This is a genomic window from Cytobacillus spartinae (genome assembly GCF_042865285.1).
GTDB classification, from domain to species: domain Bacteria; phylum Bacillota; class Bacilli; order Bacillales; family Cytobacillaceae; genus Robertmurraya_A; species Robertmurraya_A spartinae.
The window spans coordinates 445,023-460,790 of sequence record NZ_JBIACK010000001.1 but is presented as its reverse complement, the minus strand read 5'-3'; the positions used below and the strand labels follow the sequence as shown (position 1 = coordinate 460,790).

The following is a 15,768-nucleotide window of genomic DNA, read 5'->3' as shown; positions in this document are numbered from 1 at the left end:
TCATTTAAAAATGATTAACGAGGGAGATATAATGGCGATTTTAGTATTGGGTGGAGCAGGGTATATTGGGTCACATGCTGTGCATGAACTAATTGAGCAAAATGTCAAAGTGGTTGTAATGGATAACCTTGAAACGGGCCACAAAAAGGCGATTCACCCTAAGGCAAAATTCTATAAAGGGGATATTAGAGACCGTGATCAGTTGGTGGAAGTTTTTAACCAAGAAGAAATTGAAGGGGTTCTTCACTTTGCTGCTTCCTCGCTTGTGTGGGAGTCTATGATCAAACCAGTAAAGTATTTTGATAACAATGTATACGGAATGATGGTTTTATTAGATGTTATGAACCAATTTAATGTAAAGAATATCGTGTTTTCTTCCACTGCTGCCACATACGGTGAATCAGATGTCGTTCCCATTCATGAAGATGTATCTACACGTCCAACCAACCCTTATGGAGAATCAAAACGAATGATGGAGCAAATTATGAAGTGGTGTGAACTGGCACATGGGATTAAATATGTTTCTCTTCGCTATTTTAATGTAGCGGGAGCGATGCGGGACGGAATCATTGGGGAGGACCATGATCCTGAGACACATCTTATACCGATTGTCCTTGAGACTGCTCTAGGAAAAAGAAAGCATGTCACCATTTTTGGATGTGATTACGATACGAAAGATGGAACGTGTATAAGGGATTATGTCCATGTTGATGATTTAATTCAAGCCCATATTTTGGCACTTCAATACTTGATAGCAGGGAACGAAAGCACTGTTTTTAATCTTGGTAGTAATGAAGGGTATTCTGTAAAGGAGATTATTGAAACAGCAGAAATAGTCACCGGTAAAAAGATTCAAACCGTCCTAGGAGATCGAAGACTAGGAGATCCTCCTATATTAGTGGCATCTTCCCAAAAAGCCAAAAACATTTTAGGTTGGGAACCAAAGAAATCAAACATTGAACAAATCATTTATGATGCTTGGATATGGCATTCCAAAAACCCGAATGGATATAGAGAGTAGTATACGCCTTCCAAAAAGGAAGGCTTTTATTATTTCTTTCGAAGGTGGAATATATTTCTTCCATTTGTAAACCTTAATAACAAGTTTCGTCTATGAGGTGTACATATTGTTTTTACAAAAAAGAGATGAAAAAAAACTAATTATTTTTGCACTAATCTTGATTGCTCTTTATTTATCTCCATTGTTCGTATTAGGTGAGAATGCCCATATCCGAGTGCACGATAATCTTGACTCAAATCTCGCTTGGTATAAAGTGCTCTCAAATAGTGGGGAAATATTTGGCTCATTAGATTCAACCATTCCGCAAGTTATCAATGGTGTTCCTAGAAATACGTATGGTACGGAACTGAGCGGAATTGTGTGGCTTTACCACCTTTTCCCTACAATGATTGCTTATGCACTAAGCCAGGCTATTACCAGATTCGTAGCATTCCTAGGAATGTATGTACTTTTAAAAAAGCATTTCCTCCAAGAGAATAAATGGGCACTTATCCGTGTTGGTGTCTCCTTAACATTTGCCCTAACCCCTTTTTGGCCGTCTGGAATGCTTAGTACATTAGGAATGCCACTAGCGCTATGGGCATTTTTAAACATTCGACAGGGTGAAAAACATTGGAAGAATTATTTAGCCTTAACGCTACTGCCCCTTTACTCTAGCCTTGTTTTAGGGTTTTTCTTTTTTTTAACGGCCATGGGATTCTTTTGGCTATGGGAGGTCATTAGAGGTAAGGGCTGGAATTTAAGCTTTTTTGTTTCTATTATCTACATGACCTTTCTGTATTTAATCGTTGAGTATCGATTAGTAGGTTCGTTTTTATTTTCTTCAGAACCAAATAGTAGAGATGAATATTTTCATGCACGGCTTTCATTTTGGCATTCGGTCCGACTGAGCTTTAAGAATTTTGCGCTTGGGCACACCCATGTTATGACTGTTCATGGATTGATTATCCTACCTGTATTATTCTTAGCTCTCTATTTAATCATTAGGAAAGGCTTATGGAAAAAGGAAAAGCGCTTTACCTTTTTACTAGGTCTTAATTTTGTGTTATCGGTATGGTATGCCTTTTGGTTTTATAAAGGTTGGTTACCTTTAACAAAGAAATTTCATTTTATGGACACGTTTAACTTTGCACGGTTTCATTTTCTAAGACCTCTTGTCATATATGTTGGATTCGCTCTCGCACTGAAGATTATCGTTGAAAATACAAAGAAATGGCGACCTGTAGCTACGTTTTTGATCGTTGCACAAATCCTCGTTTTATTTGCATTCAACGATGAGTTTATTCATCGAAAGAAGCCGTCTGTAAAAGAGTTTTATGCCGTTGAATTATTTCAAGATATTGAAGACTATATTAAGCTTCCTAAAGAGAATTACCGTGTTGCTAGCATCGGGATACACCCAGCAATAGCACAGTACAATGGATTTTACACACTCGATACGTATAATAATTTTTACCCATTAAACTATAAATACCAATTTAGAAAAATAATTGAAAGAGAATTAGAAAAAAATAAGACCATTCGAACCTATTTTGATGAGTGGGGGGGACGCTGCTATATTTTTACAGATGAGTTAGGAAAGCATTATATGTTTAAAAAGAATTCGAAAAAGCAGTTGAAGAATCTCGAACTTAATATTCAAGCCTTTAAAGAAATCGGTGGAAGATATATTTTTTCTGCCATCCCAATCCTGAACGCGGAGGATAACAAGCTTTTCCTAGAAAAAACATTCACTTCTGAAGAAGCTGCTTGGAAAATCTATTTATATAGGGCTATTTAGGTTCGGACAAGTTTTTTACATCAGGGAGGAACACAATGAACCAACCAATCCTAACCATTGTAGTGCCTTGTTACAACGAGGAAGAAGTATTAACATACACATTTTCTCAACTCTCAGGCCTACTGAAAGAAATGATTAATGACAAAATCGTTTCCAATAGGAGCAAAATCCTTTTTGTCGATGATGGTAGTAAGGATCATACTTGGCCAATTATTTATAAAGAAAGTCTTAAAAATGATTTGGTTCGCGGATTAAAACTATCAAGGAATGTAGGTCACCAAAACGCTTTGCTTGCTGGGCTTTATACCGCAAAGTCCGCTTCAGATTGTCTTATTTCAATCGATGCCGATTTGCAGGACGATATTGAAGTCATAAAGGATTTTGTAGAAAAATTTAGTCAAGGCTACGAAGTTGTTTACGGGGTAAGGAATGATCGAAGTAGCGACTCATTTTTCAAACGCTCAACGGCGCAAGGCTTTTATAAACTCATGAAAACCATGGGTGTTGATTTAGTTTATAATCATGCGGATTTCAGATTGTTGAGTAAAAGGGCTGTAGAGGAGTTGGAGCGATTCGATGAAGTGAATATGTTTTTACGGGGAATCGTCCCATTAATCGGTTTTAAATCTACCTCGGTTTATTATGAAAGAAAAGAACGGACAGCAGGGGAAACCAAGTATCCCTTAAAAAAGATGTTATCATTTGCTTTTGACGGAATTACGTCCTTTTCAGTAACTCCGATCCGATTTGTTATGTTTGTTGGATTGACATCATTTTTTGTAAGCATGTTTTTTGCACTATATTTCTTATCATTAAAATTTTTCGGCAACACCGAACTAGGATGGACTTCTCTTATTACATCTATATGGTTAATTGGGGGATTACAGCTAATTGCCATTGGCTTAGTAGGGGAGTATATAGGAAAAATATATAAGGAGTCTAAAAGACGCCCTAAATATATCGTGGATATTGATTCATTTAATCTACCCATTAGGGAACACCGTAACCCAGGGAGTGAAATCACACGTAATAATACAGGTGTAATCACTGCAAAAGAAGGTTAAAGGTCTCGTATGAATCAAATCAGCCTAATATTAGAAAAAACATTCATTCGATTTTTACTAGTAGGTGTCATTAATACTTGTGTCGGGCTCTCAGCGATATTCCTCTTCATGAATGTGATTCATTGGAATTATTGGACTTCCACCCTATTGGGCAACGGAGTAGGAGCCATTGTTAGCTTTTTGCTTAACCGAGGGATTACGTTTAACAGTAAGATATCTTACTTAGAAGGCGGAATTCGATTTTTTATGGTTGTATTATCTAGCTATTTTGTTGCATATAAATGTAGCGAGTATGCAGCAAAAATTATTTTTAGTTCGATTTACTTAAGTGACTTTATTTCTGAAAAAGAACTAGCCGTTCTGCTTGGAACGGGCCTATATACGATACTCAATTACTTTGGTCAAAAATACGTAGTTTTTAAAAAAGAATAACCTACCAATTTTTCACAGAAATGTTTTCCTGAAAATGTGGTGAAAATAGTTTTGCAGTACACCATTTTGAAGCGAGGGAAAATGATGAGAGAGGTATTACAGCATGTCAAAGTTGTTTTAGAGCAGGCTTTTGATCATCCAGAAGGTCATCACTTAGACCAATGTATACGGGAACTAGAAGAAGTTCAAAAGATGGCAGGCCCTAAAGCACAGATGATTGGTGATGTGATTAACGCTGTTACAAATGCCCGCAATGCTCAGAACCAGCTGTTTTATACAGGAGACATTTCCTCTACAAATGCCTTTGGAGAAGCTTATCGTGCTATCGATCAAGCAATCGAATCTTATCTAGACGAGCAGGATCAATATAACTAACACACATAAAAATAACCACTACTCAGTGGTTATTTTTATGTATTCTGACAAATGCCTCTTGAACAGCTTCCTCAATAAATTCATCTGTTCCCTTTAAATCAGGAACTTTCTTTTCCCCACTAAGCAAGCTTTCCGTGATTTCATGAATATCTTCTGCAATGGAGAGAGGGATTCGCTCCTCATTAATCATCTTTTTTAACTCATTAGCTAACAGAATTTCCTGTTCCATCGTTCACACTCCTTTATTACTAGTGTGCCACGAAGGGATGAATATAGACGTTGATTTTGTTTGTTAGAAGTCGATTTGATTTAGAAGGGAGGATTCATTTCGGGTCATTTTTGGGAAAGTTAGAGGGAGCTAGGCTTACGCGTTTCAAGGTTGGGGAAAATTCGGACTCTTATGCTCTTGGCTGTTCTTGGCCTGTCCGAAACTAGAGCAACTTCGGACTCTAACACTCTTGGTTCTCCTTGGCCTGTCCGAACCAGGAGCAACTTCGGACTCTAGCGCATTTGTTTTCTCCTTGCCCTGTCCGAACATAGAGCAACTTCGGACTCTAACGCTCTTGGTTCTCCTGTCCTGTCCGAACCAGGAGCAACTTCGGACTCTAGCGCATTTGTTTTCTCCTTGCCCTGTCCGAACATAGAGCAACTTCGGACTCTAACGCTCTTGGTTCTCCTGTCCTGTCCGAACCTGGAGCAACTTCGGACTCTAGCGCTCTTGTTCTCCTTGATCTATCTTAAGAAAACAAATCTTCTAGGCATCCATACCAAAAATTCACACTTCAAGTAAATAATAGTGTAATTTTACACTAACAAACAATATAATACTCATAGGAAATATAAAATATGAAATTATCGGAGTGAATTTTATGATCAATAGAGCAACAAAAGCTTCAATTGGTTTCGTTATCGGGGCATTTATAGGAATCCTAATGGGGTTCCATACAGGAACCAACTTAGGGGGAAATTACTTCGCTGACTTTATTTTTCATGGGTTACGAGGATATGAAGCGACAGGGTTTATTGGGGCGATCCTCGGGGCATTACTTGGTGGAACTTGTGGTTTAGTAATATCACTCACTATAGGTTTAGAAAAAGTTAAAAAACACGATAGTTCCCAGTTCTTTATTTTTATGTAAGGTGGAGGGAAGAGTCCCTCTCTTTTCCGCAAAATATATCTCCAACTAAAATATCTCGAATTAAAGACTTTTTGTTTGCATTTTATGATTTCATCGTACAAAATGAACTTATACAACGAAAAACAAAAAAGGAGTGATTCGTTTGTTAAAACCAATCAAAGGACAGCATCATGTGTCCGCCATTACTGCCGATGCAAAAAGAAATTATGATTTTTATACAAAAACACTAGGTCTTAGACTCGTGAAAAAGACCGTTAACCAAGATGATACTTCTGTATATCATTTATTTTATGCGGATGAAAGAGGGAATCCAGGAACGGATTTAACGTTTTTTGAAATACCACGCGCTGGACAAACACGTTATGGCACGAATAGCATTTCAACTACCTCTTTGCGTGTCCCTAATGACGAAGCTCTACAATACTGGAAAAAGCGTTTTGAAGAAAACGGGGTAGAGCATGAGGATATTTTAACCCATAGTGGTCGTGCTACACTTGCTTTTAAGGATTTCGAAGGACAACGCCTAATGCTGGTTTCTGATGAGCATAATGAAGGGGTAGCTGGTGGAACACCATGGGACAAGAGCCCCGTACCAGTTGAGCACGCTATTATTGGACTTGGTCCAGTCATGTTAACAGTTGCTAAGCTAGATAATACGGCTAAGATTTTAACACATGTATTAGGCTTTCGTGAAAAAAGAACCTATAAAAATGGAGATCATGAGCTTGTGGTATTTGAAACGGGTGAAGGAGGCACTGGTGCTGAAATTCACGTTGAAGAACGGCCCGACCTCCCAGTGGAGAGACCTGGTCGTGGAAGCGTTCATCACGTTGCATTTAGAGTTGAAAGTCAAGAAGAGCTTAATAAGTGGGTAGATTATCTAAAAGAACTACGAATTCCTAATTCAGGTTTTGTGGAGCGTTATTACTTCAAGTCCTTATACTTTAGAGAACCGAATGGAATACTATACGAACTCGCAACAGATGGCCCTGGCTTTGAGGGAGATGAACCTTTTGAACATTTAGGTGAAGGCCTCGCCTTACCACCATACTTCGAAAGCCAACGTGAAAGTATTGAAGCAAAATTAAAGCCTTTAGATACAAAAGAATAATTCCTCGAGGAGCAGCACGAATTAGGTGCTGTTCTTTTTTGTTCTTCAACAGAAGGAGGGAGTCTCAATGGAAATAGCGTTTGGCATTTAAACATTTAGGTAAGCGTCAAAAAAAAGAACTATCCATTTGCTATCAATGTGATATCATCATGTTAGGAGGTGTAGAAAAATGTCGGAATCCCATAAAGTACAATTTAACGTTAGACTATCTGAAGATACCGTTAGCAAACTAGACGAAATTGTTGAATATTATCAGGAAAACACAAAAATTGGCCGAGTATATAAAGGGGATGTATTGACGGATATAATTGATAAATCCTACGAGGTTATGAATAAGCAAAAAGCAAATAAAAAATTCTAAGCAGATATTCTATGTATGAAGAAGGTGTATAAAATACATCCTGTCTTCAACTTGAAAGCGCCAGTCTTTTAACCTTTTTAATCAGGTGTTCATCTAAAATCATAATTCTGGATGAGTGCACATTATGTTCATTGTATGAAAACGTTAATTCATGGTAGTATTCTGTTAGATTGCGGACAGACTTAATTAACTCAGGACAAAAGCTTGATGATCGATTCATTAAAATATTTTCATATTTCTCAACGAGTCTTTGCGTTTTTTTAATAATAGTGTGTCCGTCCTTCATTTTATACATATCCTTAAGCTCTTTTACATAGTTGTCTATGTCCTTTTGAAGAGTTATTCTTACATGAGCATTCAATTCCGTATTATCATTCGGAACGGTATCAAGAATGAATTGTTGAAGCATAATAAGATCAGATTTCATAGGCCTTTTCAAAAAGTTCAAATAAATGACTAAGGTGTTGTATGCGTCATACATAGGATTATGCTTTTCACCAATGAAAGGTAAGTCATATAATTTCAGAGCATTCTCAACTGAAAACTGCGTCTTTGTCACTCTTTTTGTAAAGATAGCTTGAAAATCAACATAACGTTTTTGAATTTTATCAATTGTAGTGGTGGATATTTGATGAGCTTTCCCATCCAACTCTAACCGTGTTATGTCACTTTTAGACCAGGAAAAGAATCTCGAACGTTTTATTCCACCAACCCATGTTAGGAAATCCGCAAACACTTCTTTAAACAGGTGTGCATCAACCAAATCCTCATCCTGAATTCCAGTAAGCTTTTTGCAGAAGTTACTCAAAGGTTGAAGATTTCTAGGACGGATATAACGGTCAAAGTATGAAATTTGTTCCGTTTCAATATCGTACTTAACGGCACCTAACCGTATTGCTTCCATATCTTCGAACAGCATTCCTCTATTAGAACAAAGCATTTCAAAGTCAAAAAATACAAGCTGTTTTAGATCTGCCATTAATCTTTTTCGCCTCCTTTCCTCAACAGGAAATTATAAAGGAGGAAAGAAAAATAATAAAGGCAAAATATTTACCATAGATGCAGAGAATGTCGATTACCGTGAAGTTTTTGTCCTTTTTTGCGCTTGCCAGGGAAATTATTTAAAAAATCAGGAATCTCCCTAAAAAGAAAAAACATCACATCTAGTTGATGTCATGTGGATTTTAAGGTTTATCTATATTTCTTAAACACATTTTTGTAGAATTAAAAACCAAAGAAAGTAGTTACTAACTTTTTCTTTTTTCTTTTCGGCTGTTCAACATGTTCTGTTATAAGGGGAATAGAAGAAGTTTTCTTTGTTTCTAGCTTAGCTAAGCGTTCTGTTAATTCTTTAATTTGATTTTGCATTTCTTCGATCTCCCTACGGTGGTGTAGCAGTTGATAGGTTACAGAAGAATCAGCCTTCCTCTCCAAACGCTCTTCAATATACTCAACCTTGCTCATTAAGTTTTCAACCTTCTTATCCTTTGCCCTTATGGTAACAATTCCTTTTCTTAAGGCTCTTCCATCTACGGTTATACTTCTCTTAGGACTATCCAGTTGAACCTCACTCTGGAAAGAAACCAAACGCTGAATATCGCCTTCATTGTAAATGAAGTGGCCAAACTCATTTTTTTCCAATCTTAAGCCTAGTTGTTTAACCCAACGTTTAACAGTACTTGAAGATACACCAAGAAGCTGAGCAACACCATTTGTATTCACCCTTCATCAACCTCCTTGAAAAAGAAGATTCTGTCTTTATTCAAAAAATCCTATCTGGGTGACAAAAGAAGTTATGTTTCTACAAAGAAAGTGAAAATACTACTTCATCTGCTAATTGTCGCCCTAAACTATTTTTAAAAAATGACTCACATAATCAGAATCTTCAGGAGGCGATAGCATTTAAATCAGTACGGTTTATTTAGCTGTAACTCACCATAATACATCTAAAACTTCATCGTTAAATAAATTCGTATCAATATTACAGGTTTGAGCATCGATCCCGTATTGCCAGCCAGCAACTAATGCGTTATTAGGAGTTTCTGGTTGAAATTGTGGAGCATTCGATTGGGTTGTAATCCCGATGTTAGGAGAAGCTGTCCAAATGAACGTATTTTCTAGTATTTCAGAATTACTGTCTGCTGCTGCCTCATAAGCTGAAGTTAAATTTCGGTCACCATCAAATATACCGTAAATACCCGGTTCAAATTCAGATTGATTAATAGTCTCGTACCAACCTTGTATAAAGCCTGAGTCAACTGGGTAGGTAGGCTCAATGTCTGCAAATATCGCGACCCCTGCTGGAATACTTAGTTCCCTAGCTAAATTAATCGCAGCATTTGCCTCATTTTGTCCATTTTCATAACCCGTTGCATCACTAAATTGATTCCAAATCACAAGAATCTCAATACCATTTCCTTGAAGCAGTTCAACCTCCTCTGAAGTTAGACCCGCAGACACACCTTCTTTATCTCCAAGATATCTCCCCCAGACTTGAGGGTCTCCAAAGTTATTTCTCACACAAGCAAGCAAGTCGTCTGTGGTGAGACTCGCTGAGTCTACACCCCAAACGACTTCATCGCCATTTTCATCGGAATCTCCGTTATCATTATTTTGACCATTGTTCTCTTCATTACTGTTTTGGTCATTGCTATTACTGTTGGTACTTTCGGTGTTTTGTTTCTTCTGTTCATCTATTGAATTGGTGATATTATTAGTCACGTTGACATCGACCTTTACATCGATATGATTGGTTATGTTATTTTCAACCTGATTACTGTTGCCTTTTACATCATTCTCAACTGAATTATTAACTTCAGACTGATCTCCATTTATCTGGTTTTGGACGTTATTAATGATGTTACTTTCTCCAACTACCCCGTTGTCTTGTGTAGTTTCATTTGCTCGTTCATCAGCTTGGGTAGTTCCTGTAGTAGGTTCGGAGTTACTAGAGTCCATGAAGAAAAAAGTAAAAGCGAGTATCGCTACAGCAGAGATTGCTGTTGCAATATAGGGAATGATCCTTTCTCTCATTATCCGATAACCTCCTTGTCTATTCGTAGCATCGTATGCAACAAGGCGGTAACTCGTGAAAATGGTTGGATTTTTTGAAGTTAAAGAGGGTTTAAAAGGAGGGTAAAAATTAGTTTATAATAGGGTTATTTTGTATAACGATTAGCGTAGCTAGATGCAACAAATGCATCGGGTTTTATTTTCGGTTCAATTCCCATTGACTCTAACCTAGTAACCATTTCGTTCACAAATGCGCGAGTCTTATTTCTTGGACCTGCTCCTATATCAATATGTCCTTCCATAGCAAAGGTGGCTCCTTGATAAATATAAGGGAGGACGATATCAATCATTCGAGTTTTTCTCTCCTCCGTAAAGAGGGATACAATTTCCTCAGTCAGGGACGTTTCATAAGAAATCCTTTCATGAAGATGCTCCATTTTTCTTGGAACGGTGATCTTTCGAATACACGCCCAAGCACCTTTTCCTTCATTCAGAATCACAATCCCAGTTATAAAGACAGTGTGTTTTGCGTGTACCTGCGAATCGGTTCCTACCATTAAACGGAAATTACCGCTTGGTTTTAATTTCATAAATTTAATAATTCGATTAAACACTTCGTTAAATGACATGTTGTGTTCTTGCAAGTTTTGAAACATCATCCCATGATTGTCATTACAACTCACATCATCACCTACAATTCTCATTTTAAAGTAATTTAATTTTTTCTTCTTACAACCATTATATTTAGACGTTGTACTATTGTTGTTAGAAAAATTGTAAAATTAAAAATGTCATTATGTAATAAAACTTAACATAGTATTATCTTCTGTCATCTGGAGATAACTCCCGTTTAATATTGCTGAAATACAAGAAAAACTCTGAAAACCCTTACAATAAAAGCTTTTTAAAAATTATTAGAAAATTTAAAAAAGATGTTGACAGTTGGAAATAATTCCTTCAGAATAAACATCAATAACACATGTTATATTTTCTAACATATAAAAGTAAGAGTATATAACATGAAAAATAGGAGGGAGATTGAAAATGGATCCGATTTATTTAATGAACAGCTTGTGGGTCATGGTAGCAGCAGTTTTAGTTATTTTTATGTTAGGTGGATTCATCCTACTTGAAGCTGGTTCTACAAGAATGAAGAACGCAGGTCACATTGCTGGTAAAACGATTTTCACGTTTGGTCTTGCATCACTTGTCTTTTGGGCAGTGGGGTATGGATTTATTTTTGGAGGGAACGGTAATTTCCTTGTAGGAATGACTGATTTCTTTTATTCAGGACAGGAAGCTGAAGGAGCAAGTCTTAATTCATCGGTATTTTTCTTATTCCAATTAGCGTTTGCAGGAATCGCTATTACGATTGCTTTAGGAGGATTTGCTGAGAGAGCAAAACTATCCGTATATCTTGTCTTTACCTTATTATTTTCCGCATTAGTTTACCCTGTCGTTGCTCACTGGATCTGGGGTGGCGGTTGGTTAGCCGAACACGGAAAACAAGACTTCGCTGGTTCAACAGTTGTACATTTAACTGGAGCGATGGCTGCATTAGCAGCAACTATACTCCTTAAGCCGCGGATTGGTAAATACAATAAGGATGGTTCTCCAAACAACATTGCAGGACATAACCAAGTTTTCACTGCTCTAGGGGTGCTGATCTTGTGGGTTGGCTGGTTTGGTTTTAACGCAGGGAGTACAGTAGCTGTAGATGCAGGATTCTTCGGATTTGTTGCTTTAAATACTAACTTAGCAGCAGGAGCTGGTGCGGTTGCAGCACTCATCATATCTTGGGTAGTACTTGGTAAATCTGATGTTCCAACGATGTTAAACGGAGCATTGGCCGGACTTGTTGCAATAACAGCATCTTGTGCATTCGTTGAGACTTGGGCAGCAGCGATCATTGGATTCGTTGCTGGAATTCTAGTATTCTATAGCGCAAGATTTTTTGAAAAAAGAAAAATTGATGATCCCATCTTCGCATTATCTGTTCACGGGGCAGCTGGGGTCTGGGGAACCATCTCGACTGGATTCTTTGCAGCACCAGAGTTAGCGACAGTTGGGTTACCAGGTCTATTCTACGGTGGTGGATTTACACAACTAGGCGTTCAAGTAATGGGGGTTGTCGCTTCAGGAGCATATGCATTCATCGTTTCTTTCGTAATCCTATTTGTAGCTAAGAAAGTAATGAACGGTTTACGTGTAACAGAAGAAGAAGAGATTATGGGATTAGATATGAGTGAGCACGGAAGCTATGGGTATCCTGAACAATTCTCACCATCTAGCCAAGCAAAATTAAGCTCATAATAAGTCGAAAGCCTCTGCAAGGGGGCTTTTGCTTTTTACTCATATTGGGTTTGAGCTAGAGGTTCCATGCTCTTTTCCTATATAATAATATCAATTTATTATAGTTTGTCTGCAAAAGGGAAGTGTTAGCATGACTATTAAATTTAACTCGTATGAGTCTCTAAAAGAATGGAAAAATAAAAATCTTTCTAACTCTCTGTCTAATACACACTCATTAAACAACTTTCATGATGAGGTGATGAAGGAAGTATATAAACTAGCATTAACTCGTTTGGAAAAAGAGTTGCCGCCCTGTAAAAGCACTTGGTTTATCACAGGAAGTGGAGGAAGATACGAACAAGGTGTAATAAGCGATCAAGACCAAGGCATTGTCTATGAAGAGACCAACCCTAACTCGGAGAATTTTTATAAGCTCTTAGGAGAGGAATTGTCATTTGGATTAAATGAGGTTGGGTATCCTTACTGTCAGGGGAACGTCATGAGCTCAAACTCACTATGGTGTAAATCAGTAGAGGCATGGAAACAACAGCTTTTCGAATGGATGGAAGAGGGAAGTTTGAATTCTATTAGAAACCTCCAAATCTTCTATGATGCTCGGATGTTAACAGGGCAAAATGAGTATATATATGAGCTGAAATCTCTAATTCATGAATACTGTAAAGCTAACCCGATCCTATTAAAGCGATTTATGGAAAGTGTTATGCACATAAAGAACGCAATTGGGCCACTCGGTCAAATTATCGTGGAAACAAACGGAATACACCAAGGATCTATAGATTTAAAATACTCTGCATTTATCCCTTATGTAAACGCTATTCGAATTCTTTCCATAAAAGAAGGAATTCATGAAACATCGACCATAGATCGAATCAATTGTTTAATAAGCATGAATAAATACAAGGAAGAATTACAGACATATAAAAATCATTTTGAACAATTATTGGAATACCGCCTATCACTTTATCAAATTGATACTTATGAAGATACACACTATTTGAACATTAAAACACTAACCAAAGAGCAAAGAAAAGAAATCAAAAAGATTTTAAAAGAAGGACGAAAACTCCATCAATACGTAAACAGGATTATTGAAAAAGGGTGTTCATAATGGCATTTGAACCGTTTATTCATTTTATGAGAGGGCTCCAAGGGAAAATATCTTCGAACGGCATGGGTGGAATGCAAGGGCAGAATTCTCACCATATCGCTTTTCTAAGACAATTGCAAAAAGAATTGAATTTAGAAACACAAATGAAAGTTCCCTTACATGAATTGAATGTCGTTGTCTTTGATATTGAAACCACTGGTTTTTTCCCAGACAAAGGTGATGAAATTATCTCCATAGGGGCTGTTAAAGTGACCAACGGGAACATAAACAAAGAAGATATATTCTATTCTCTAGCTCACTGTGAAAAGGATCTTTCAAAAGAATTGGTACACTTAACAGGTATAACCAATGATCAATTAAAAACCGCACCACCACTTTCTGAGGTGCTTGTAAACTTCTTTAATTTCGCCAAAAACAATACTTTGATTGCCCATCATGCCAACCATGAAAAAAGCTTTCTCCAGAACGCATGTTGGAAACTTTATCGCTCCCCCTTTAAGCATCGAATTGTTGATACATCCTTTCTTTATCGGATAGCCGAACCTGATCTACGATTAGTTTCTTTAGAAGAAATATGCGAACACAATGGGATACCCATTAAAGACCGCCACCATGCATTGGGGGATGCGAAACTAACCGCAGAACTTTGGTGTAAATACATCGCAAAGGTTCAGGCTATTGGTTGCAACACATTGACAGATGTGTACGAACGTTTAGCTAGACTGTAGTAAATCCAATAAGGCGAACGAGATTCTCCTGCATCGGCAGGAGATTTTTATTTAAAATTCTTAAGTTATGTCATAAAAAAAAGCCTTATTTTTACTAACAACCGAATAGCATATCATTAGACTAAGTAGAAAAATCTGTTAAGTAGGGGGTTACTAATGGATATTAAGAAAGATGTTCAAAAGCAATTTGGTCGAAGTGCACACTCTTATGTTACAAGCTCCATCCATAAAGATGGAGATGATTTACAGAAGCTTATTCACCTAGCAAATACGAATGGGACAGAAGCTCTCTTAGACATCGCAACAGGTGGAGGTCATACGGCAAATATTTTTGCCCCACTAGTGAAGAACGTAACCGCTCTAGATTTAACTCAAGAAATGCTTTCAGCCGCTGAGACATTTATAAAAGAAAATGGACATCAAAATGTTCAGTTTGTATTAGGAGATGCAGAAAAGCTTCCTTTTAACAAAAATAGCTTTGATATGGTAACTTGTCGAATTGCTCCACACCATTTTCCAAATATAATAAATTTTATTAAAGAGGTTAACCGTGTGTTAAAGCCTGGAGGTCAATTTTTGCTTGACGATAACGTTGTTCCTGAAGAGGATGAATTGGATAAATTTTACAATACTATTGAAAAAATTAGAGACTATAGCCATTTTCGAGCATGGAAAAAGTCAGAATGGATCCAAATGCTTGAAACAAATAACTTTGAAGTTCGTGAATGGTTCCAATTCAAAAAGACCTTTACATTTGATTCCTGGTTTGACCGAATGAACGCAGGGGCTGATAAAAAGGAACAATTGTGCAAACTAATCCTTGGGGCATCCAATCAAGCAAAAGAGCGATTTAATATCATCATCTCCGATGGAAAAGTACAATCCTTTCAAGGAGAAGCAATCGTCATGAAAGCAGTTAAGCAAGTTTAAATTCTGAACCTAAATCAATTTAGGAAAAAACTGAGTAAATCTATTCAGTTTTAGTAAAACTAAGAAAGGTTTATGTATAAAGTTTTAGCTAATTTTATGTGTATCAGTTTTTCGACACTATACGAAACTAACTTACAGACATGAAAGGCATGATATCATGAAAATCTTCAGGTTTCAGATTGATCCCAAATTTAAAGCTCAGTATCTTGCAGAAGACTTAAAGCTTCAATTAGAAGTGAATCGCCATAATAATGTAAGCATTTCCTCCAACAATCATACAAACGAAATTGTCGTTGGAGTTCCGGATGATGGTGGAGAAACTGGCGAGATTGTTGGAAGCTTTATGGAAAGCTATCAAACTGGGGTTATCCTAGAATAACTATTTCTAAGCTCT

18 protein-coding genes are annotated in these 15,768 nt (G+C 37.1%); 13 read left to right on the top strand and 5 right to left on the bottom strand.

The window, feature by feature from the left end:
* Window positions 1-31 precede the first annotated feature (31 nt).
* The 5 genes from galE to ACFYKX_RS02160 all read left to right on the top strand — a co-directional run bounded on the left by galE (window position 32) and on the right by ACFYKX_RS02160 (window position 4,672).
* Complete coding sequence (gene galE / locus ACFYKX_RS02180) at window positions 32-1,021, top strand: UDP-glucose 4-epimerase GalE (protein WP_389357614.1); 990 nt, start codon at window positions 32-34, stop codon at window positions 1,019-1,021.
* A 106-nt stretch (window positions 1,022-1,127) separates the two neighbouring features.
* Window positions 1,128-2,801, top strand: coding sequence for a DUF6044 family protein (locus tag ACFYKX_RS02175; protein ID WP_389357612.1), 1,674 nt, complete (start codon window positions 1,128-1,130; stop codon window positions 2,799-2,801).
* A 35-nt stretch (window positions 2,802-2,836) separates the two neighbouring features.
* The gene (locus tag ACFYKX_RS02170) at window positions 2,837-3,865 is read left to right on the top strand and encodes a glycosyltransferase family 2 protein (RefSeq protein ID WP_389357610.1); all 1,029 of its coding nucleotides are present in this window, start codon (window positions 2,837-2,839) and stop codon (window positions 3,863-3,865) included.
* Between the two features lie 9 nt (window positions 3,866-3,874).
* On the top strand, window positions 3,875-4,297 hold the full coding sequence (locus ACFYKX_RS02165; RefSeq protein ID WP_389357608.1) for a GtrA family protein: 423 nt from the start codon (window positions 3,875-3,877) through the stop codon (window positions 4,295-4,297).
* An 84-nt stretch (window positions 4,298-4,381) separates the two neighbouring features.
* Window positions 4,382-4,672: a hypothetical protein gene (locus tag ACFYKX_RS02160; protein WP_389357606.1), complete on the top strand. Its 291-nt coding sequence runs from the start codon at window positions 4,382-4,384 to the stop codon at window positions 4,670-4,672.
* A 22-nt stretch (window positions 4,673-4,694) separates the two neighbouring features.
* Here the strand turns inward: ACFYKX_RS02160 and ACFYKX_RS02155 are convergent, their stop codons facing one another.
* Window positions 4,695-4,901, bottom strand: coding sequence for a hypothetical protein (locus ACFYKX_RS02155; protein ID WP_389357604.1), 207 nt, complete (start codon window positions 4,899-4,901; stop codon window positions 4,695-4,697).
* A gap of 640 nt (window positions 4,902-5,541) precedes the next feature.
* Here ACFYKX_RS02155 and ACFYKX_RS02150 point away from each other — a divergent pair.
* The 3 genes from ACFYKX_RS02150 (at window position 5,542) to ACFYKX_RS02140 (ending at window position 7,283) form a co-directional block, all read left to right on the top strand.
* Complete coding sequence (locus ACFYKX_RS02150) at window positions 5,542-5,811, top strand: hypothetical protein (RefSeq protein ID WP_389357602.1); 270 nt, start codon at window positions 5,542-5,544, stop codon at window positions 5,809-5,811.
* A 142-nt stretch (window positions 5,812-5,953) separates the two neighbouring features.
* Window positions 5,954-6,922, top strand: coding sequence for a ring-cleaving dioxygenase (locus ACFYKX_RS02145; protein ID WP_389357600.1), 969 nt, complete (start codon window positions 5,954-5,956; stop codon window positions 6,920-6,922).
* A 169-nt stretch (window positions 6,923-7,091) separates the two neighbouring features.
* Entirely contained in the window at window positions 7,092-7,283 is a 192-nt protein-coding gene (locus tag ACFYKX_RS02140; protein ID WP_389357598.1) for a hypothetical protein, read from the top strand.
* 46 nt (window positions 7,284-7,329) lie between these two features.
* Here the strand turns inward: ACFYKX_RS02140 and ACFYKX_RS02135 are convergent, their stop codons facing one another.
* From ACFYKX_RS02135 to ACFYKX_RS02120, 4 genes are all read right to left on the bottom strand, one after another.
* The gene (locus tag ACFYKX_RS02135) at window positions 7,330-8,262 is read right to left on the bottom strand and encodes an exonuclease domain-containing protein (protein WP_389357596.1); all 933 of its coding nucleotides are present in this window, start codon (window positions 8,260-8,262) and stop codon (window positions 7,330-7,332) included.
* Between the two features lie 245 nt (window positions 8,263-8,507).
* Window positions 8,508-9,005 carry a MerR family transcriptional regulator gene (locus ACFYKX_RS02130; protein WP_389357594.1) on the bottom strand — a complete coding sequence of 166 codons (498 nt, stop codon included), beginning with the start codon at window positions 9,003-9,005 and terminating at the stop codon, window positions 8,508-8,510.
* Window positions 9,006-9,215: 210 nt separating this feature from the next.
* Window positions 9,216-10,316 carry a glycoside hydrolase domain-containing protein gene (locus ACFYKX_RS02125; protein ID WP_389357592.1) on the bottom strand — a complete coding sequence of 367 codons (1,101 nt, stop codon included), beginning with the start codon at window positions 10,314-10,316 and terminating at the stop codon, window positions 9,216-9,218.
* Between the two features lie 125 nt (window positions 10,317-10,441).
* Window positions 10,442-10,954, bottom strand: coding sequence for a ribonuclease H-like YkuK family protein (locus ACFYKX_RS02120; RefSeq protein WP_389359002.1), 513 nt, complete (start codon window positions 10,952-10,954; stop codon window positions 10,442-10,444).
* A gap of 385 nt (window positions 10,955-11,339) precedes the next feature.
* Here ACFYKX_RS02120 and ACFYKX_RS02115 point away from each other — a divergent pair, with 385 nt between their 5' ends.
* From ACFYKX_RS02115 to ACFYKX_RS02095, 5 genes are all read left to right on the top strand, one after another.
* A complete protein-coding gene (locus tag ACFYKX_RS02115; protein ID WP_389357590.1) occupies window positions 11,340-12,608 on the top strand; it encodes an ammonium transporter in 1,269 nt (422 codons plus the stop codon).
* A 130-nt stretch (window positions 12,609-12,738) separates the two neighbouring features.
* Window positions 12,739-13,716, top strand: a complete 978-nt coding sequence (locus ACFYKX_RS02110; protein ID WP_389357588.1) for a DUF294 nucleotidyltransferase-like domain-containing protein — start codon at window positions 12,739-12,741, stop codon at window positions 13,714-13,716.
* The gene (locus ACFYKX_RS02105; RefSeq protein WP_389357586.1) at window positions 13,716-14,444 is read left to right on the top strand and encodes an exonuclease domain-containing protein; all 729 of its coding nucleotides are present in this window, start codon (window positions 13,716-13,718) and stop codon (window positions 14,442-14,444) included. The genes ACFYKX_RS02110 and ACFYKX_RS02105 overlap by 1 nt, the downstream gene beginning before the upstream one ends.
* A gap of 156 nt (window positions 14,445-14,600) precedes the next feature.
* A complete protein-coding gene (locus tag ACFYKX_RS02100; protein WP_389357584.1) occupies window positions 14,601-15,374 on the top strand; it encodes a class I SAM-dependent methyltransferase in 774 nt (257 codons plus the stop codon).
* Between the two features lie 157 nt (window positions 15,375-15,531).
* Window positions 15,532-15,753 carry a hypothetical protein gene (locus tag ACFYKX_RS02095; RefSeq protein ID WP_389357582.1) on the top strand — a complete coding sequence of 74 codons (222 nt, stop codon included), beginning with the start codon at window positions 15,532-15,534 and terminating at the stop codon, window positions 15,751-15,753.
* The last annotated feature ends 15 nt before the right edge of the window (window positions 15,754-15,768 follow it).